Here is an 18,915-nt window from a genome sequence, read left to right on the forward strand (position 1 = left end):
AACGGCCATGGACGCGCACGTGATCGTCGGAGCGGGTCTCGCCGGCGCCAAGACGGCACAGGCCCTGCGCGACGAGGGCTACACCGGCCCGCTCGTGTTGATCGGCGAGGAGCACGAACGCCCCTATGAACGACCCCCGCTGTCCAAGGGCTACCTGCTGGGCAAGGACGAGCGGGAGCAGATCTACGTTCACCCACCACAGTGGTACGCCGAGCACGACGTCGACCTGCTCCTCGGCACCCGGGTCACCGCCCTCGACCCCGGCGCGCACCGGCTGACGCTCGCCGACGGCAGCCGGCTGGCGTACGCGAAGCTGCTGTTGACCACCGGCTCCTCGCCGCGCGTGCTGCCGGATGCGCCGGGAGTCCGCTATCTGCGGCGGGCCGAGGAGAGCGACCGCCTGAAGGCCGACTTCGCGCCGGGCGCCCGGATCGTCGTCGTCGGCGGTGGCTGGATCGGCCTGGAGGCCGCCGCGGCCGCCCGCCTCGCCGGTGCGGACGTCACCGTCCTGGAGTCGGCGGACCTCCCGTTGCTGCGTGTGCTCGGCCCGGAGGTGGCCACGGTCTTCGCGGACCTGCACCGCGACCACGGCGTCCACCTGGTGACCGGCGCCCGGATAGCCGGTGTCGATGCGGACGGCGTGCGGCTCGCCGACGGCACCCGGATCGCCGCCGACGCGGTGCTGGTCGGCATCGGGGTCACCCCCAACACCGAGCTCGCGGCGGCCGCGGGGCTGACGGTCGACAACGGCATCGTCACCGACGAGCACCTGCGCGCTTCGGCCGCCGACGTCTACGCGGCGGGTGACGTGGCCAACGCGTACCACCCGTTCCTGGGCCGGCGCATCCGCGTCGAGCACTGGGCCAACGCGCTCAACCAGCCGGTCGCGGCGGCGCGGTCGATGCTCGGGCAGGACGCCGCCTACGACCGGCTGCCCTACTTCTTCACCGACCAGTACGACCTGGGCATGGAATACACCGGCCACGTCGAGCCGGACGGTTACGACCAGGTCGTCTTCCGCGGCGACACCAAGGCCGGCGAGTTCATCGCCTTCTGGTTGGCCGGCGGCCGGGTGCTGGCCGGCATGAACGTCAACGTCTGGGACGTCACGGATCCCATCCAGCGGCTGATCCGCTCGCGGGCGGTGATCGATCCGGCCGAGCTGGCAGACCCGGACGTACCCCTGGATTCGCTCCTCAGCTCATGACCACCAGCTTGCCGGTCGGGTGGCCTGGTGGCCGGCGACCTGGGACCCGCCTGAGGCGCCGCGGTCGCTAGAACGTGAGGCGGGTGACGCGTTCGTAGCTCGCCGGTGGGAGCGGGCCGGTCGGCCGCCGACCGCCCGTGGGGCGCGGCTGGTCGAGAAGCGTCTCGCCGTCGGTGATGGCGGCGTCGAGGGCGGTCAGCACGCGGGTGGCGATGGCGGCCGCGGCGCCCGCGGCGGCGTCGCCGCCGAGTATCACCGCCACGGCTTCGGCGCTGCCGAGGGCGCTGGCCAGGGCCGCCGCTAGGCGCGCTCGGGTGCGGGAGGTCCAGGCCGCGATCTCGTCGGCCAGCCGGGCGGTCGCCGCGGCTTTGTCGGCCGCCTCGCCGAGGCCGGCGGCCAGCGCGGCCGCGTGGGCGGCGAACGCCTCGCCGGCCGGGCCCTCCCAGGCCACCGGCGCGGTCACCGTCGCGCGGGCGTCGGCGAAGGTGGCCGATCGGGCCCGCACCGCGTCGGCCGCCGCCTCGAACGGGCCGGGCCGCAGCGAGACGGCGAGCGCCGCCACGGCTTCGCCGGGCAGGGCCCGCACTCGCCGCAGGAGTGGCCAGACCGGATCGTCGTCGGGCGCGCCGAAGCGGGCGAGCAGATCGTCGACCCGCGCGAGCAGGTCACCACCCGGTCCGGCCAGATGGTCGAGCGCGTCGCTCACGCCTGATCACCACCGGCCTCGCTCGCGCGGCGGGCAGTCGATTCCTCGACGCCGGCGTAGCCGGCACCGGCGGAACGCAGGGCGGCGGCCGTCTCGGTCAGCCGCGCGGCGAGGGACGCCGCCGCCCGGGCATGGTCGAACTCGGCGGCCTCCCAGCGCCCGTGGAGCGACCGGCCCAGCGCGCCCAGCGCGCCCGGTAGGTTGCCGCCGAACGCGGTCGGTCCGAGCTCGCCCGCCACCGCGCCGCGCAGGCCGGCGGGCGCCACGCCGCGCAGGCCGGCGGGCCCCGCACCGCGCAGACCGGCGGGCCCTGCACCGCGCAAACCGGCGGGTGCCGCGCCGCTCAGGTCGGCGGGTGCCGCGTCGCCCAGGTCGGCGGCGAGGGCGTCCAGGTGGTCGGCGGTGCGGGAGAGCGGCGACGTCACGACTCCCCCAGCGGCGGATAGTCGGCGAAGGTCTCGGCGCGTAGTTTGTCGCGGGCCCAGCGCGCCGCGTCGGTGGCCGCCGCGATCGTTGTCGTCAGTGACACCGACAGGTCGCGGTTGCCGCGGCCCGCGAGCGAACCCACCACGCGCACCGCCGTCACCTCCCCCGCTGCCGTCACCACCACCTCGACGAGGCCGTCGGGTGAGCGGACCGTCACCTCGGTCGCGCGCACGGCCTTGTCGAACTCGTCACGCAAGGACTCGATGCGGCGGTAGCGCGCGATGGCCTCTTCGACCCAGGCTTCGTCGATCTCGCGCGGCATTCGGCTCCCTCACCGACGGTGTCGCGACCACCACTACATGTTGTCCAGGCATCGAACCGTACCGCTGCCCGGCACCGCAAGAAAGGCCCTGTGGATAACTCAGCGCCAGAGGGAGAGCATCATCGCCTCGACGGCGATGCGGGGTTTGACGTTCGCCTCGATCGCGGTGCGGCATTCGAGCACCGCCTCCAGGCGGCGCAGGGCGTCGTCGGGGGTCCACTTGCGGGCGGCCGCCTCGGCCAGCGGCGAGGCGTCGGTGTGCACCGGCGCGACCGGCGCCGACATCGTGCGGACCAGCACGTCGCGGTAGAACCCGGCCAGGTCGACCAACGCGCGGTCGAGCGCGTCGCGCTGCGCCCGGGTGGCCCGGGACTTCTGTTTGCGCTCGAGGTCCTTCAGCTGACCGGCGGCCCCGCGGAGGGCGCCGGAGGCGCCGCGGCCGGTGCCGCCCGCGCCGAGCGCCGTCTCCAGCGCGGTCCGTTCGGTGGCGTCCATCTCGGACACCGCCGCCTCGGCCTCGGCCTCGGCTGCCTCGATCAGCGCCGACGCCGCGTCGAAGCACGCGCCGACGTTGGTCAGCCGGCGTGGCACGGCCAGCACCGCCTCGCGGCGCCGGCGGGCGTCGGCGTCGCGGGCCAACCGGCGCGCCCGGCCGACGTGACCCTGGGCCGCCGCGGCCGCCCACGCCGCCGTGTCGGGCTCGACGCTGTCGCGGGACACCAGCACGGACGCCACCGCGGCGGCGGGCGGCTGGCGCAGCGTGACCACCCGGCAGCGGGACCGGATCGTCACGGAGATGTCGTCGGGGTGGGTCGAGGGGGTGCAGAGCAGGAAGACCGTACGCGGCGGCGGCTCCTCGATCGCCTTCAGCAGCGCGTTGCCGGCCTGCTCGGTGAGCCGGTCGGCGTCCTCGATGACCACGACCTGCCAGCGCCCGCCGGTCGGGGCGCTCGCGGCCCGCAGCACCAGTGCCCGCATGTCGTTGACGCCGATCGACAACCCGTCGGGGGTGACCATCCGCACGTCGGCGTGGGTGCCGCTGAGCGTGGTGTGGCAGCCGGTGCACTCGCCGCAGCCGACGCCGGTGGCGCACTGCAGCGCCGCGGCCAGCGCGCGGGCGGCGACCGAGCGGCCGGAGCCCGGCGGGCCGGTGAAGATCCAGGCATGGGTCATCGCCGCGCCGCTGCCCGAGCCGTCGAGGATGGCCACCGCACCCGCCGCCGCCCGGCGCAGGGTGTCGACGGCCTCCTCCTGGCCGACCAGGTCGGCGAAGACGTCAGCCACGTGGTTCGAGCTCCCGATCCGGCGGTCCACTGCGCTGACGGGTCTCCACCAGCGCCGACGGTCGGCCGTTGTCTGGTTCGTCCGGTTCCTCGGAGGACGAGGGTGCCGGCTCGCCCCGCCTGGCCGCGTCGGCTATCGAGGCTATCTCCTGCTCCGACAGCTCTGGCTCCGTCGAGGTGTCGGGCTGCTTGGCGGGGCCGGGATGCTCCGGGCCGGGGTCGCCGAGCATCGGCTGCACCCGCTCGAACACCGCCAGCGCGATCTCGTCGGTCGGCCGCGTGCCGTCGAGCACCAGGTAGCGGCGGGGGTCGGCGGCGGCCAGGTCGAGGAACGCGTAGCGCACCCGCTCGTGGAACGTCAGCGACTCGGTCTCGAGCCGGTCGTGCGGGCCGCGGGACGCGGCTCGGGCCAGGCCCACCGACGGGTCGACGTCGAGCAGCACGACCAGGTCGGGCTTGAGGCCGCCGGTCGCCCAGGACGACAGCCAGGACACCTCTTCGACCGGCAGCGTACGGCCGGCGCCCTGGTAGGCCAGCGACGAGTCGACGTAGCGGTCGCTGATCACCACGGCGCCCCGGGCCAGCGCCGGGCGCACGACGGCGGCGACGTGGTGGGCGCGGTCGGCGGCGTACAACAGGGCTTCGGATCGGGGTGAGAGGTCGGTGTCGCCGTCGAGCACCATCTCGCGGATCCGCCGGCCGGCGTCGGTGGCGCCCGGCTCCCGCGTGACGACCACGTCGCGGCCCTCGGCCCGCAGCGCGTCGGCCAGCGCGTTGACCTGGGTCGACTTGCCGCTGCCCTCGCCGCCCTCGAACACGACGAAGACGCCCCGCCAGGCCGACGGCTCGGCGGCCGACAGTGGCCGGCCGCGCATCGAGCCCCACAGGTCGGCCAGCACGCCGACGCCGGGTTTGTCGTCCATCTGCTTGAAGGCGCTGATCCCGGACAGGATGCCGGCGACGCCGGCGGCCAGCAGGAGCAGCCGGGTCGAGGAGATCGAGATGCCCAGCGACGCGACGTCCAGGGTGCGCGAACCGCCGACGCCGACCAGCAGGCTGGACAGCGCGATCGCGATCATCAGGACGACCCGGGTGCCGGTCTGCACGACCGCGAACACCCGGCCGCGCACCTCGTCGGCGACCTCCTGGCCGAGCAGCGTGATGCCGGCCAGGAAGGCCATGCCGGCGCCGGCGCCGACGAGCACCGCGCCGACGATCGCCATCGACAGGTGGATCGAGGCGGCGAGCACGATCACCGAGGCGGCGGCCAGCACGATGCTCATGCCGAACCAGCGCCGCCGCGACAGGTCCTTGATGATCGCCGGGCCGAGGCCGATGCCGACCGAGAGCCCGACGAAGAGGAACGCGAAGAGCAGGTAGAACGCGGCGTCACCGGCGTCGAGCGACTGGGTGAAGAAGCGGGCCGTGCCGATCACCACACCGCCGCCCGCGAACGCGCCGAAGATGCCCAGCACGAGACCGCGGACCAGTGGTGAGTTGCCGATGAACTTCCAGCCGTCGACGAACTGCCGCAGCATGCTGGTGTTCTCGCGGTCCTGCGGCGAGGTGCGGCCGCTGATCTCCTTGATGCCGTAGAAGACGACGATCGCGGTGGCCAGCCGGGAGAACGCGTTGAACCAGAGCGCGAGCTGGGCCGGCTCGGCCCAGTCGGCCGGCGCGGCGCCGGTGATGCCCCGGACGCTCGCGTCGAGCGCCGCGAGCCCGATGGCCGCGAGCACCGGCGTCAGGCCGTACGTCGTGATCAGGGTCAGCTGGTTGGAGACCTCGAGGCGGGACTTGGGGATCAGGTTGGGGACCGCGGCCTCCTTGGCCGGGATCCAGATCAGCGTGATCGCCTCGATGATGAAGGTGGCGATCGCCGCCCAACCCACGACCAGCCCGCCCGAGAAGCCGAGCAGGGCGACCAGGGGGATCGACGCGAACAGCACGAACCGCAGCAGGTCGCAGATGACCATGGTGTAGCGGCGGTCGAACCGGTCGGCCAGCACGCCGGCCACGGGGCCGAGAAGAAGTGCGGGCAGCAGGCGTACGGCGATCACGCCACCGAACGCGAGCCCCTTGGCGGTGTCGCCGCTGACCTGGGCCGAGGCGAAGATCGAGGTGGCCAGCAGGCCGAGCCAGTCACCGAGCGACGCGACGCCGAGGACGAGCCAGAGCCGGCGGAACGGCCGGATGCGCAGCACGGCCCGCAGCGCACCGACCCCGGAGAGGTCGACCTGCTGCGAACGGTTGGTGGTGTTCGGTGCCGTGCGCGGAGTGTCGGCGGGCCGCTCGAGCTCTTCGCCGCTGACGTTCGTGTCGATGGCCGTACCTCCGCGTGCCGGCCCATCGCTGGGCTCCCCCGGATCCACACTTTAGCGGCGTGGACGTGTGCGCCCACCCCGACATAACCCCTAAGGTCCACGGACTTCCCGCAGTACGCGAGGGTGTTTCGCATTGCCGCACCACCAGCTACGGTGCAGGTGTGTCCGGTAAAACCACCGAAACCTCGCAAAGAGCCACGCTCGACAAGGCGACCGCGGACCTCGACCCGCCGTTCGCCGTCGTCGACCTGGCCGCGTTCGACGCCAACGCGAAAGCCCTGGTGGGACGCGCGCAGGGCAAGCCGCTGCGGGTCGCGAGCAAGTCCGTGCGCTGCCGCGACCTGCTCACCCGCGTGCTCGCGACGCCGGGCTGGCACGGCGTGCTCGCCTACACCCTCGCCGAGGCCAACTGGCTGGTCCGCGAAGGTGTCACCGAGGACGCGGTCGTCGCCTATCCGACGGCCGACCGGGCGGCCCTGCGTGACCTGGCCCACGACGACCGGCTGCGGGCCGGCGTCACCCTGATGGTGGACAGCGCCGAACAGCTCGACGCGATCCAGGCGGTCACCGGCCAGGTCGAGATCCGGCTGTGCCTCGATCTGGACGCGTCCTACCGGGTCGCCGGCGGCCGGGTCCACCTCGGCGTGTTCCGCTCACCGGTGCACGCTCCAGGCCAGGCGCGCGCGCTCGCCGAGACGATCGCCAAGCGCCCGAACGTCCGGCTCGTCGGGATCATGTCGTACGAGGCCCAGATCGCCGGCCTCGGCGACGCGCCACCCGGCCGGCGCGCCCGGGGTCTCGCGATCCGGGCCATGCAGCGCCGCTCGTGGCGGGAGCTGCTGGCCCGGCGCGGCGCCGCGGTGGACGCCGTCCGGGAGGTCGCCGACCTGGAGTTCGTCAACGGCGGCGGCACCGGCAGCGTGCGGCTGACCGGCGCCGACCCGTCGGTCACCGAGATCACCGCCGGTTCGGGGCTCTACGGGCCGACGCTGTTCGACGCGTACACCGCCTGGCGCCCGACCCCGGCCGCGTTCTTCGCGCAACCGGTGGTCCGGCGGCCGGGCGCCGGTGTGGTCACCGTGCTCGGCGGCGGCTGGATCGCGTCCGGCCCGACCGAGCCGAGCCGGCAGCCGACGCCCTGGCTGCCCGGTGGCCTCGAGCTGATCGGCACCGAGGGCGCGGGCGAGGTGCAGACTCCGCTGCGCGGCCCGGCCGCCGACTCCTTGCGGGTCGGCGACCGGGTCTGGTTCCGGCACGCGAAGGCCGGCGAGCTCTGCGAGCACGTCAACGAGCTGCACCTGGTCGACGGCGACGCCGTCACGGCGACAGTCGCCACCTACCGCGGCGAAGGCAAGGCCTTCCTCTAGACCGAGACGTGGCGGTGCAGGTATTCGCGGATCAGCGCCTTGGCCTCCGCGAGCACCTGCTCGTCACCGTCGGTGCGGCGGCGGAAGGCCAGCTTGATCAGCGCGTCGGCCGCCTCGACGGCGATCTCCAGCGCGAACCGCAGCCGCGGCTCGTCGGCCACGTGGAACTGCTCGACGAGCAGCCGGGCGAGCTGCTCGGCGATGACCGCGTTGTTGTCGCGTTCCTCGTCGAGCAGGTGCACGTCGACGACGTCGCCGAAGTGCAGGGTCCGGAAGCCGGGCACGGTGCGGTGCATCTCGATGTATTCGTCGATGCCGGCGTCGACGCCTTCCCACCAGTCGGCGAACGTGCCGCTGCCGAACCGGTTGGCCAGCCGCTCCAGGTAGGCCTCCATGTTGCGCAGCGTGAGCGCCTGGACGATGGCCCGCTTGTCCGGGAAGAACTGGTAGACGGAACCGATGGCCACCTCGGCGCGCTCGGCGAGCAATGTGGTCGTCAGGCCCTCGTAGCCGACCTCGTCGACGATCTCGGCGCACGCATCGAGCATCCGCTGAACGCGGGCCACACTGCGGCCTTGCACCGGCACCCGGCGCAGCGGGCCCGTGGTGACGGCTGATGTCGTCATGCCTCACCACTTCCTTCCTCTTTCGGCCCCGCGCGGGGGGAACGTTACTCGGCTCAACGAGCAACCCGGATGAGAGGTATTCAGCAGAAGGGCGGTATTTGCGCCGAGTCTGTTCGTGACGCTCTTACGCGCGAGCCCGGATACTGATATGAAGGCTGTTCATATTATGGAGGGCGCCGTGACCGCGAGTCGAGCCGCCACGACCAGCGTGACGCAGTGGCGCAACTGGGCGGGCAACCAGCAGGCCTCCGCGCGCGTGGCCCGCCCGCACAGCCTCGAGGAGCTCGCCTCGATCATCGGCGCCGCGGCGGCCGGCGGCGAGCGCGTCAAGGCGGTCGGCTCCGGCCACTCCTTCACCGACATCGCGGTCACGGACGGCGTACGCGTCGACCTGGGCGCATTGCCCGGCCCGGTCGACGTCGACCGCGAACACCGTCGGGTGACCGTGCCCGCCGGGATGACCCTCGCGACGCTCAACGCGCTGCTCGCCACGCACGGGCTGGCCCTGCCCAACCTGGGCGACATCGACGCGCAGACCATCGCCGGCGCGATCTCCACCGGGACACACGGCACCGGGGCGGCGTACGGCTGCCTGTCCACGTTCGTGGTCGGTCTGACCCTGGTCACCGGCGCCGGCGAGGTGGTGCGCTCCGACGCGGAGGCCGCGCCCGAGGTGTTCGGCGCCGCCCGGGTCGGCCTCGGCGCGCTCGGCGTGCTGACCGAGGTGACCCTGCAGTGCGTCGACGCGTTCACCCTGCGGGCCCACGAGCGCCCCGGGCGGCTGGCCGACGTGCTGACCGACTGGCCGGCGCTGGTGGCCGACAACGACCACTGCGACCTCTACTGGTTCCCCTACACCGACCGGGTCCAGGTCAAGACCAACAACCGGGTGCCGGCCGACGACCGCCCGCTGCCCGGCTGGCGTGGCTGGCTCGACGACGACTTCCTCGCCAACACGGTGTTCGCCGGCGCCTGCCGCCTCGGGCGGGCGGTCCCGGCGGCGGTCGGCCCGATCAACGCGGTCTCTGCCCGGGCGCTCACCGAGCGGGTCTACACCGGCCGGTCGGACGCCGTCTTCTGCACGCCGCGGCGGGTGCGGTTCACCGAGATGGAGTACGGCCTGCCCCGCGACGCGTTCCCGACGATGCTCGGCGAGCTGCCGCGGCTGGTCGAGGCGCTGCCGTTCAAGGTGCAGTTCCCGGTCGAGGTGCGGTTCACGGCGGCCGACGACATCCCGCTGTCGCACGGCTACGGGCGCGACTCGGTCTACGTCGCGGTGCACCAGTTCGCCGGCGCACCTTACGAGCCCTACTTCCGGGCCGTCGAGAACCTCGCCCGTGACCTCGGCGGGCGGCCGCACTGGGGCAAGCTGCACTACCGCGACGCGGAATCGCTGCGCCCGGTCTACCCACGGTTCGACGAGTTCGTCGCGCTGCGCGACCGGCTGGACCCGCATCGGGTCTTCGCCAACGCGTACACCGAGCGGGTCCTGGGCTCCTAACCCGCCACCACGGCGTCGGCGACGACCACGGTGACGTTGTCGAACGTGCCCGCCGCGAGCGCCAGCGCGACCAGTTCCTCCGCACACGCCCGCGGGTCGCGGATCTCCCGCAGCGTCTTGCCGATCGTCGCGTCCTCGACGTAGTCGGAGAGCCCGTCGCTGCACAGCAACAGCCGGTCGCCCGGCTCGAGCGGCAGCAGCGCGGTCGCCGGGCGGTAGGTCTCGCCCTGCACAGCCTGGGTGATCACCGAGCGGCGCGGGTGGGCCCGGGCTTCCTCGGCGGTCAGCGCGCCCCGGTCGACCAGCAACTGGACGAAGGTGTCGTCGCGGGTCAACCGCACCATGTCGGTCGCGCCGGCGGCCAGCAGGTAGCCCCGCGAGTCACCCACGTGCAGCAGCCCGAGCTGGTCATCGTGCAACAGCCCGGCCGTCACGGTGGTCCCGGCGCCCTGCCCCTCCGCCGCGATCCGGGCGTTGGCCTCCTCGACCGCGGTGACCAGCGCCCCCGCCGGGTCGGTGGTCTCCGCCTCTTCGAGGGCGCGCAGCGTCTCGATCACGATCTCGCTGGCCATCTCCCCGGCCGGCATGCCACCCACGCCGTCGGCGATCACCACCAGGCGGCGGCCGGCGAACGCGGCGTCCTCGTTGTTGGGCCGCGCCGGGCCGACGTCGGTCACGGTCACGGCGCGCAAGATCAGGCGGGGCATGGGTACGAGCATGCCAAACCCGTCGATCGCAGTCTCTACGCAGTATTTCGTAGGGTGTGTGCGTGATGCCGGTGACGCTGGTCGGTCGAGCGCGGGAACGCGCCGAGCTGGCCGCTGCGTGGACCGCCATCTCCGGCGGCACCGGCCCGCAGGTGGCCGTGGTGACCGGCGAGCCCGGCACGGGCAAGAGCGCGCTGGTCGCGGCCGTGCTCGGCGAGCTGGCGCCGGCGCCCGTGACCGTGCTCGCCGGCCAGGCCCGGATCCACTCGCCGGCGCCCTACGACTGGCTGGCCGCCGTGCTCAGCGGCCGCGACACCCGGGGCCTGCGCGTTCCGGCGCCGGCGCTGGCCTGGTTGGCCCAGCACGACGCGGCGCCGGTCGAGCGGTTCGCGCCGGGCGCGCTGCTGCGGGTGGCCACCCGGGTGGTCCGCGCGCTGGTCGGCGACGGCCCGGCCGTGCTGGTGGTCGAGGACCTGCACGCGCTCGACCCGGCCAGTCTCAATCTGGTCGCCGAGCTGGCCGCCGCGCCGGGGTTGCCGGCCCTGCTGCTGGTGACCAGCCGGCCGAGCGCCGACCCGCTGGTCGCCCGCACCCTGGCCCGGCTGACCGGGACACCCGGCGCCATCCGGCAACATCTCGGACCCCTGCGGCCCGACGACGTCGCCGGGGTGCTGGCCCAGGTCTACCCGGGCCGGGAGGTCACGCCGGCCGCGGCGCGCGAGGTCTGGCAGCGCACCGGGGGCAACGCGTACCGGCTGACCGAGCTCGTCGCGACCACCGCGCCGGACGACGTGCCGGCCCTGCTGCGTGCGGCGGCCCCGGGCGGCGAGCCGCCGGCGGAGCTGACCGCCCGCGAGGTCGAGGTGCTCGTCTGCCTGCGCGACGGCATGGCCAACAAGCAGATCGCCCGCGTGCTGGGCATCTCCGTGCGGACGGTCACCGTGCACGTCTCCAATCTGCTGCGCAAGACCGGCACCACGTCGCGCACCGAAGCCGCCCTCTGGGCCGTCCGCCACACTCCTTCGGCTCCGTCGTTGACCCCGCGTAGCCACCCGTAAACCGTAGGGATCCGTCAAGGGTCGACATCCATTGACCGGCGCCTACGCAGTCGGCAGGCTCCACATTGGTGCTCTTCGACGTGGAGGAGCCCCTTTGTCATGAGCGAGGGGGATGGATGAGATCGAGACGATGGCTGGCGGCGGCAACCGCCGCCACGCTGGTCGCCGCGTTCGCGGCGTCGCCGGCCCGGGCCCAGGCACCCGGGCAGGGTGACCGGCTCGAGGTATACGTGGGCACGGTGACGCCGACCCAGCTCGACGAGCTACGCGCGGCGGGGCTCGACGCCGAGGAGGTCACCGTCGGGGCCGACGGGGCCAACACCAAGGTCGAGGCCGTGCTGAGCAAGCGGGAGGCCGACCGCCTCGCCGACCAGGGCGTCAAGCTCGGCGTCAAGAAGATCCGTGGCAAGGCCGCCTCGCAGGTGCTGCGCGAGCAGGCAGCGGCCGGCTGGGAGGCGTTCCGGCCCTACGACGCGCCGGGCGGCATCCGCGACGAGCTGTTCGCCACCGCCGCGCGCTACCCGAAGCTGACCGAGGTGGTCAACTTCGGCAAGACGCACCAGGGCAAGACGATGACCGCGGTCCGCGTCACCAAGAACGCCAAGAACGTACGCGACGGCGCGCGGCCGGCGACCCTCTACATGGGAGCGCAGCACGCCCGCGAGTGGATCACCGTCGAGATGACCCGCCGCCTGCTGCACTACGTGCTCGACAACTACGGCAAGGACCCGGCGATCACCGCGCTGGTCGACAAGACCGAGCTGTGGTTCGTGCCGGTGGCCAACCCCGACGGCTACGACTACACCTTCACCCCCGACAACCGGCTGTGGCGCAAGAACCTGCGCGACAACGACGGCGACGGCCAGATCACCAGCGTCGACGGCGTCGACCCCAACCGCAACTTCGACTACAAGTGGGGTTACGACAACGAGGGCTCGTCGCCGAACCCCACCAGTGACACCTACCGCGGCCCGGCGCCCAACTCGGAGCCCGAGAGCCGCGCGCTGGACAGCCTCTACCGCAAGATCCGCCCCGAGTTCTTCATCAACTACCACTCGGCGGCCGAGCTCCTGCTCTACGGCGTCGGTTGGCAGGTGAGCACGCCGTCTCCGGACGACGTGGTTCAGCAGGCGATGGTCGGCGACGACGCGCACCCGGCGGTGCCGGGCTACGACCCCGACCTGTCCGCCGAGCTCTACACCACCAACGGCGACACGGACTCCTACCTGTCCAACCGGTACGGCGGCCTGGGCTTCACGCCGGAGATGAGCACCTGCGCCGCGGCGGCCAACTCGGTGCCCGACGACGAGTGGGTGGCCGAGGACTGCGTCAGCGACTTCATCTTCCCGGACGACGAAGAGCTGATCCAGGCGGAGTTCGAGAAGAACATCCCGTTCGCGATCGCCACCGGCCAGTCCGCGCTCGACCCGGACAACCCCGTGTCCGCGGTGGGCCGCAGCACACCGGACTTCGTCGTCGACAAGTTCGACGTCTCCTACGGCACGAAGCAGCCGGTCGCGGCGATCATCCGCCGGGCACTGCGAGACGTCCGGATGCACTACACCGTCAACGGCGGCCGCCCGCGCACCAGCGGGGTCAGGGAGTGGCGGGGCGGTGAGCGCTACGGCGACGAGAACGACGAGTGGTACGCCGAGATGCGCGGCACCGTCAACAGTGCCAAGAAGGGCGACCGGGTCGAGGTCTGGTTCACCGGCCGCAAGCCCGGCACGGGCGTCGTGGCCAGCGAGCACTTCACCTACACCGTGTCGCAGGACATCGGCGGCGAGGTGCTGGTGCTGGCGGCCGAGGACGTGACCGGCCTGAGCCCGGCCCAGGAGGGCACCTCGGCCAAGTACGCCGACGAGATGCAGGCCGCGCTGACCGCCGCCGGGCGCAGCAGCGACGTCTACGACTTCGACACCCAGGGCCGCAAGGCACCGCACCACCTGGGCGTGCTGTCGCACTACAAGGCCGTCGTCTGGGAGACCGGCGACGACATCATCCCGCGGGCGCCGGGTCAGGTCGGCGGCACGGCGACCAAGTCGGCGCTGGAGACCGAGCTCGCGGTCCGCGACTACGTCAACGAGGGCGGCAAGCTCTTCCTGACCGGCAAGTACGCCATGTACGCGCAGGGCATCAACGGCTCGTACTACTACGAGCCCGACTTCCCGGCGCAGCCCGAGTGCACGGACCCGCACGACCCGCCGTGCCTGCCGCTGTTCAACGACTTCCAGCAGTACTACCTCGGGGCGTACGCGTACATCGACGGCTCGGGTTCTGACGAGGAGGGCAACCCGCAGCCGCTCGCCGGCCGCAGTGGCCGGTTCACCGGCTTCGAGGGCACGCTCAACGCGCCGGGCTCGGCGGAGAACCAGGACCACACCGCGTCGTTCCTGGCGACGTCGAGCATCCTGCCGGAGGACGAGTTCCCGTGGTTCGGGCCGAGCTCGGCCCCGGTCGGCTGGGTCCGCCCGGGCGCGCCGCCGTTCGACCCCTACGAGGGCGACTACTACGCCTTCAGCGGGCGCGGTGACGAGGCCTACAAGCGGCTGGGTCGCACGGTGGACCTGACCGGGAAGACCTCGGGCGAGCTGCGGTTCTTCACGTCGTACGACATCGAGACGAACTGGGACTTCATGTTCGTCGAGGCGCACGTCGTGGGCACTGACGAGTGGACGACGCTGCCGGACGTCAACGGCAAGACCGGCACCGACCCGGGTGACAGCTGCGCGGCCAACTCGCCGGGCCGGCTGCACCCGCAGCTCTACCACTACGTCACCTTCAACGCCACCGACCAGCCGTGCGGCAACACCGGCACGACGGGCGCGTGGCACGCCGCCACCGGCTCGTCGGGCGGCTGGAAGGAATGGGTGGCCGACCTGACGCCGTACGCCGGCAAGCAGGTCGAGCTGTCGATCACGTACATGACCGACTGGGGCACCGAGGGCCTGGCCGTGTTCGTCGACGACGTCCGCGTCCTCGCCGACGGCGCCGAGGTCGCGTCGACCGGGTTCGAGACGGACCTGGGCGGCTTCACGGTGCTCGGGCCGCCCGAGGGCTCGGGCCCGAACGTGACCGACTGGACCCGCACGCAGCTCGGCTTCGAAGAAGGCGCCGTGATCACCACCCGCGACACCGTCTACACGGGCTTCGGCTTCGAGGGCATGGCCCCGGCACAGCGCGACGACCTGGTCAAGCGCGCGTTGCGCCACCTGCTCGGCTGACACCGGGCACAACGGACGCGGCCGGCTTCTCGATCCCAGGGAAGCCGGCCGCACCCGTTATGGAACACGGGTCGGCCGGCGTTCAGGGGGCTTCGGGGGCAGGTCCGGACGTTTGGTCCGCGGGCTGGTCCGGTGCGGCTAATCCGTTGGGGCTCGGCGCTGGTCGAGCATCACGCGGACGACGCGGGTGATCAGGTCCCAGGGGATCGGTTCGGACCAGCGGAACTGCAGAGCGTCCTTGGCCCCGCGGTACGGCGCCACGGCGCGCTCGAAGTCGTCGTCGGCCCGCGGGGCCGGGTAGAGCGACACGAACTTCTTCCAGGCCGCGTAGTAGACCAGCACCTTGCCGTCGACCGTGACCGCGGGGATGTTGTAGCTGATCTTTTCGCCAGTGGACGGCAGCGCGTCGAGCACCGTACGCCGCAGCCGTTGGGTGATCTCCTGTTGCTCGGCGGGCAGCGCGGCGATGTAGTCGTCGACAGACGCGAACTTGGCGGCCATGGAGCCAGGATGCCCGACGACGCGGCTCAGAACTCGTAGATCTGCCGGTCCTCGACGGGCCGGTAGCCGATCTTCTGGTAGATCGAGTTGCTGGTCGGGTTGGCCAGGTCGGTGAAGAGCACCACCTCGTGCGGCCGGGCGGAGGCGCTGATCGCGGCCGTCACCGCCGAACCATAGCCGTGCCCGCGGTGCTCCCGCGGCGTGTAGACCGGGCCGACCCGCACCACGCCACCGGACGGCTGGCGGGCCCCGGCCAGCGCGACCGCGGCGCCGCCGACCTCCCAGAGTTGGTAGCCGCCGTAGCTCAGGCCGTTGTCGACGGTCTCGACCGCCGACGAGAGGGGCTCGTGCAACTCCTCGGCGCACACGATGAGCCACTCGACCAGCAGCTCACGATCGGCAGGGCCGGCGACCCGGGCCCGGCCCGGCACGTCGGGCTGGACGAGCGCGCCGAGCCGGTAGAGCCGGGATCGGACGCCGGGGCGGGCGGTGGCGCCCGTGCGGGCGGTCCAGGCCGCGGCGAACGCCTTCGCGGCCTCGTCGGTCGCGTTGACGCCCGGCACGCCGTCGAGCACGCCGGCCAGCTCGGTCGCCGCGGCGACGGTGGCCGTGCCGCCGAGCAGCAGCTGGCGGGGCGGTGTCCAGACGAAGGCGCTGCCGTCGGGGTGCCAGCCGAACACCGGGCCGTCGTCGCCGAAGGCGCCGGGGCCGATGTCGGCGACGGCCCGGGACACGGTCAGCAGCAGCGTGTTCTCAACCGGGCGGGCGAGCAGCAGATCGCCCGCTGCCGACTGGAACTCGTCGACGTCCGAGGTGATGGACCACATCGGAGAGACGCTACTCGGACGCCTTCTTCGCCGCACTCGCCTTCTTCGGGGCGGCCTTCTTGGCTGAGGTCGTCTTCTTCGCGGCCGTCGCTTTCTTGGCCGTCGTCTTCTTGGCGGCAGTCGCCTTCTTGCCGGTGCCGGTCGCCTTGGTGGCCGCCTTCTTCGCCGCCTTCTTGCGCGGCGCCGGGCCCTTCGCCCGCTTCTCGGCCAGCATCTCGGAGGCCTGCTCGATCGAGAGCGTCTCGGGCGACATGCCCCGGCGCAGCGACGCGTTGACCTCGCCGTCGGTCACGTAGGGCCCGAACCGGCCGTCCTTGATCACCAGTGGCTTCTCGGTCAGCGGGTCGTTGCCCATCTCGCGCAGCGGCGGCGCGGCGGCGCGGCGCTGACGGGTCTTCGGCGCCGCGAGCAGCGCCTTGGCCTCGTCGAGGGTGACCGTGAAGAGCTTCTCCTCGGAGTCCAGCGAGCGGAACTCGTCGCCCTTCTTCACGTAGGGCCCGTAGCGGCCCGACGCGGCCAGGATCTCGGCGCCGTCGTCGTCCTTGCCGACCACCCGGGGCAGCGAGAGCAGCCGCAGCGCCTCGTCGAGCGAGAGCGTCTCCGGGGAGTGCGACTTGAACAGCGACGCGTTGCGCTCGCCGCTGGACACGTAGGGCCCGTAGCGGCCGGACTTGAGCACGATGTCTTCGCCGGTCTCCGGGTGGGTGCCCAGCGAACGCTCGCCGCCACCGCCCAGGAACAGCTCGTTGACCTTTTCCGGCGTCAGCTCGTCGGGCGCCAGGCCGTCCGGGATGGACGCCCGGTCGTCGTGGTCGCCGCCCTCGGCGCCGTTGCCGTTGCCGTTGGCCGCCGCGTGGTCGACGCCGCGCTGCAGGTAGGGGCCGTAGCGACCGACCCGGACCACGATGTCGCGGCCCTCGTCGTCACGGAACAGCGGGATCGAGTTGACGCTGCGCGCGTCGATCTCGCTGAGGTTGTCGGTGACCAGCCGCTTGAGGCCGCCCGCGGCCGCGATCGTGCCGTCGGCCGAGACGTCGCTGCCGAAATAGAACGAGGTCAGGAAGTCGGCCGCGGCCATGTCGCCGCCGGCGATCTCGTCGAGCTCGTTTTCCATGGCGGCGGTGAAGTTGTAGTCGACCAGCCGGGGGTAGTGCCCCTCCAGCAGGCCGACCACCGCGAACGCGAGGAACGACGGGATCAGCGCCTGGCCGCGCTTGGACACGTAGCCGCGGTCCTGGATGGTCGCCATGATCGACGCGTAGGTCGACGGGCGGCCGATGCCCAGCTCTTCGAGCTGCTTGACCAGCGAGGCCTCGGTGTAGCGGGCCGGCGGCTGGGTCGAGTGGCCCAGCGCCTCGAGCTGCTCGGCGGTCAGCGGCTGGTCCTTGACCAGGTTGGGCAGCCGGCGCTCGGCGTCCTCGGCCTCGGCCGACTCGTCGTCGGACGACTCGACGTAGGCCCGCAGGAAGCCGGGGTCGGTGATGGTCTTGCCGGTCGCCGCGAAGTCGGCCTCTTCGCCGGTGTTGGAGACGGCCCGGATCCGGATCGACACCGACATGCCGACCGCGTCGGTCATCTGGGAGGCGATCGTGCGGCGCCAGATCAGCTCGTAGAGCTTGAACTCCTCGGCGGAGAGCTCGTTGGCCAGCTCGCCCGGGGTGCGGAAGTGGTCGCCGGCGGGCCGGATGGCCTCGTGCGCCTCCTGGGCGTTCTTGACCTTGCCCGTGTAGCGGCGCGGCTCCGGCGGCACGCTGCCCTGGCCGTAGAGGTCGGCGATCTGGCGGCGGGCGGCGGCGATGGCGGTCTCGGACAGGTTGACCGAGTCCGTACGCATATAGGTGATGTAGCCGTTCTCGTAGAGCCGTTGCGCGGTGCGCATCGTCTGCTGTGACGAGAAACGCAGCTTGCGGGCCGCCTCCTGCTGGAGCGTCGAGGTGATGAACGGCGCGTAGGGCCGGCGCCGGTAGGGCTTCTCCTCGACCCGGGTCACAGTGAACGGCCGCCCGTCGAGGCGAGCGGCCAACCCACGGGCGCCGTCGGCGTCGAGGTGCACCACCGCAGCTCCCGGCCGCACCCGTCCCGTCGTGGGCTCGAAGTCCTTGCCGGTGGCGACCCGGTCGCCGTCGAGGGCGATCAGGTTGGCGGTGAAGGTGCGGGGACCCTCCTTGGCGGCCGCGGCGTCGACCGCGAGCGTCGCCTGGATGTCCCAGTAGTCGGCCGAGCGGAACGCCATGCGCTGCCGCTCGCGCTCGACCACGATGCGGGTCGCGACGGACTGCACGCGGCCGGCGGACAGCCGGGGCATGACCTTCTTCCAGAGGACGGGCGACACCTCGTAGCCGTAGAGCCGGTCGAGGATGCGCCGCGCCTCCTGGGCGTCGACCAGGTCGCGGTCGATGTCGCGCGGGTTGGCCACGGCGGCCTGGATCGCCTGCCGGGTGATCTCGTGGAAGACCATCCGCTTGACCGGGACCTTGGGCTTGAGCGTCTCCACCAGGTGCCAGGCGATCGCCTCGCCCTCGCGGTCCTCATCGGTCGCGAGGAAGACCTCGTCGACCTCCTTGGCCAGCTTGGTCAGCTTGGTGATCTGCTGCTTGCGGTCGGCGGACACGACGTAGAGGGCGGCGAAGCCGTTGTCGACGTCGACGCCGAGCCGGGCCCAGGGCTCCTTCTTGTATTTGGCCGGCACGTCCGCGGCGTTGCGCGGCAGGTCACGGACGTGACCCAGGCTGGCCTCCACCACGTACCCCGGGCCGAGATAGCCCGAGATCGTCTTGGCCTTCGCCGGTGACTCGACGATGACCAGACGGGTGCTCCTGGCGTTGCTCGGCACTGC

General features: G+C 72.5%; 15 protein-coding genes. 5 read left to right on the plus strand and 10 right to left on the minus strand.

The annotated features are described in order from the left end of the window. Positions 1–7 precede the first annotated feature (7 nt). The gene (locus O7635_RS06740) at positions 8–1,207 is read left to right on the plus strand and encodes an FAD-dependent oxidoreductase (RefSeq protein ID WP_278079550.1); all 1,200 of its coding nucleotides are present in this window, start codon (positions 8–10) and stop codon (positions 1,205–1,207) included. A gap of 67 nt (positions 1,208–1,274) precedes the next feature. Here the strand turns inward: O7635_RS06740 and O7635_RS06745 are convergent, their stop codons facing one another. The 5 genes from O7635_RS06745 to tmk form a co-directional block, all read right to left on the minus strand. Further along, a complete protein-coding gene (locus O7635_RS06745) occupies positions 1,275–1,913 on the minus strand; it encodes a hypothetical protein (RefSeq protein ID WP_278079551.1) in 639 nt (212 codons plus the stop codon). Next, positions 1,910–2,338 carry a hypothetical protein gene (locus tag O7635_RS06750; RefSeq protein WP_278079552.1) on the minus strand — a complete coding sequence of 143 codons (429 nt, stop codon included), beginning with the start codon at positions 2,336–2,338 and terminating at the stop codon, positions 1,910–1,912. Before O7635_RS06750 ends, O7635_RS06745 begins: the two co-directional genes overlap by 4 nt. Then, positions 2,335–2,661 carry a YbaB/EbfC family nucleoid-associated protein gene (locus O7635_RS06755; protein WP_278079553.1) on the minus strand — a complete coding sequence of 109 codons (327 nt, stop codon included), beginning with the start codon at positions 2,659–2,661 and terminating at the stop codon, positions 2,335–2,337. The genes O7635_RS06750 and O7635_RS06755 overlap by 4 nt, the downstream gene beginning before the upstream one ends. 99 nt (positions 2,662–2,760) lie before the next feature. Then, complete coding sequence (locus O7635_RS06760; RefSeq protein WP_278079554.1) at positions 2,761–3,945, minus strand: DNA polymerase III subunit delta'; 1,185 nt, start codon at positions 3,943–3,945, stop codon at positions 2,761–2,763. Further along, the gene (tmk, locus tag O7635_RS06765; protein ID WP_278085387.1) at positions 3,938–6,148 is read right to left on the minus strand and encodes a dTMP kinase; all 2,211 of its coding nucleotides are present in this window, start codon (positions 6,146–6,148) and stop codon (positions 3,938–3,940) included. The genes O7635_RS06760 and tmk overlap by 8 nt, the downstream gene beginning before the upstream one ends. 281 nt (positions 6,149–6,429) lie before the next feature. Between tmk and O7635_RS06770 the strand changes: the two genes are divergently transcribed. Continuing rightward, positions 6,430–7,635 (plus strand): amino acid deaminase/aldolase, encoded by a 1,206-nt coding sequence (locus O7635_RS06770; protein ID WP_278079555.1) that lies wholly within the window; start codon positions 6,430–6,432, stop codon positions 7,633–7,635. Here O7635_RS06770 and O7635_RS06775 read toward each other — a convergent pair. After that, entirely contained in the window at positions 7,632–8,261 is a 630-nt protein-coding gene (locus tag O7635_RS06775; RefSeq protein ID WP_089252532.1) for a TetR family transcriptional regulator, read from the minus strand. The two genes, O7635_RS06770 and O7635_RS06775, sit on opposite strands and share 4 nt — an antisense overlap. Positions 8,262–8,439: 178 nt before the next feature. Here O7635_RS06775 and O7635_RS06780 point away from each other — a divergent pair, with 178 nt between their 5' ends. After that, positions 8,440–9,762, plus strand: a complete 1,323-nt coding sequence (locus tag O7635_RS06780) for a D-arabinono-1,4-lactone oxidase (RefSeq protein WP_278079556.1) — start codon at positions 8,440–8,442, stop codon at positions 9,760–9,762. Here O7635_RS06780 and O7635_RS06785 read toward each other — a convergent pair. After that, positions 9,759–10,469 (minus strand): protein phosphatase 2C domain-containing protein, encoded by a 711-nt coding sequence (locus tag O7635_RS06785; protein WP_278079557.1) that lies wholly within the window; start codon positions 10,467–10,469, stop codon positions 9,759–9,761. The two genes, O7635_RS06780 and O7635_RS06785, sit on opposite strands and share 4 nt — an antisense overlap. Before the next feature lie 65 nt (positions 10,470–10,534). Between O7635_RS06785 and O7635_RS06790 the strand changes: the two genes are divergently transcribed. Together O7635_RS06790 and O7635_RS06795 are read left to right on the plus strand one after the other, a co-directional pair. After that, entirely contained in the window at positions 10,535–11,527 is a 993-nt protein-coding gene (locus O7635_RS06790) for an AAA family ATPase (protein ID WP_278085388.1), read from the plus strand. Between the two features lie 116 nt (positions 11,528–11,643). Further along, complete coding sequence (locus O7635_RS06795) at positions 11,644–14,751, plus strand: M14 family metallopeptidase (protein WP_278079558.1); 3,108 nt, start codon at positions 11,644–11,646, stop codon at positions 14,749–14,751. 138 nt (positions 14,752–14,889) lie between these two features. Here the strand turns inward: O7635_RS06795 and O7635_RS06800 are convergent, their stop codons facing one another. Genes O7635_RS06800 through topA form a run of 3 tightly spaced genes read right to left on the minus strand, consistent with a single transcriptional unit; the run spans position 14,890 to position 18,912 of the window. Further along, positions 14,890–15,252 carry a DUF1801 domain-containing protein gene (locus tag O7635_RS06800; protein ID WP_278079559.1) on the minus strand — a complete coding sequence of 121 codons (363 nt, stop codon included), beginning with the start codon at positions 15,250–15,252 and terminating at the stop codon, positions 14,890–14,892. A gap of 26 nt (positions 15,253–15,278) precedes the next feature. After that, positions 15,279–16,079, minus strand: coding sequence for a GNAT family N-acetyltransferase (locus O7635_RS06805; protein WP_278079560.1), 801 nt, complete (start codon positions 16,077–16,079; stop codon positions 15,279–15,281). Between the two features lie 10 nt (positions 16,080–16,089). Next, positions 16,090–18,912 (minus strand): type I DNA topoisomerase, encoded by a 2,823-nt coding sequence (gene topA, locus O7635_RS06810; RefSeq protein ID WP_278079561.1) that lies wholly within the window; start codon positions 18,910–18,912, stop codon positions 16,090–16,092. Positions 18,913–18,915 lie beyond the last annotated feature (3 nt).

This window comes from Asanoa sp. WMMD1127 (genome assembly GCF_029626225.1).
Lineage (GTDB): Bacteria > Actinomycetota > Actinomycetes > Mycobacteriales > Micromonosporaceae > Asanoa.

Excerpts from the sequence above, each read along its gene's own strand:
- O7635_RS06740 (WP_278079550.1), top strand. The coding sequence starts at position 8 with ATGGACGCGCACGTGATCGTCGGAGCGGGTCTCGCCGGCGCCAAGACG.
- O7635_RS06755 (WP_278079553.1), bottom strand. The coding sequence starts at position 2,661 with ATGCCGCGCGAGATCGACGAAGCCTGGGTCGAAGAGGCCATCGCGCGC.
- O7635_RS06775 (WP_089252532.1), bottom strand. The coding sequence starts at position 8,261 with ATGACGACATCAGCCGTCACCACGGGCCCGCTGCGCCGGGTGCCGGTG.
- O7635_RS06785 (WP_278079557.1), bottom strand. The coding sequence starts at position 10,469 with ATGCCCCGCCTGATCTTGCGCGCCGTGACCGTGACCGACGTCGGCCCG.
- O7635_RS06790 (WP_278085388.1), top strand. The coding sequence starts at position 10,535 with ATGCCGGTGACGCTGGTCGGTCGAGCGCGGGAACGCGCCGAGCTGGCC.
- O7635_RS06795 (WP_278079558.1), top strand. The coding sequence starts at position 11,644 with ATGAGATCGAGACGATGGCTGGCGGCGGCAACCGCCGCCACGCTGGTC.
- O7635_RS06800 (WP_278079559.1), bottom strand. The coding sequence starts at position 15,252 with ATGGCCGCCAAGTTCGCGTCTGTCGACGACTACATCGCCGCGCTGCCC.
- O7635_RS06805 (WP_278079560.1), bottom strand. The coding sequence starts at position 16,079 with ATGTGGTCCATCACCTCGGACGTCGACGAGTTCCAGTCGGCAGCGGGC.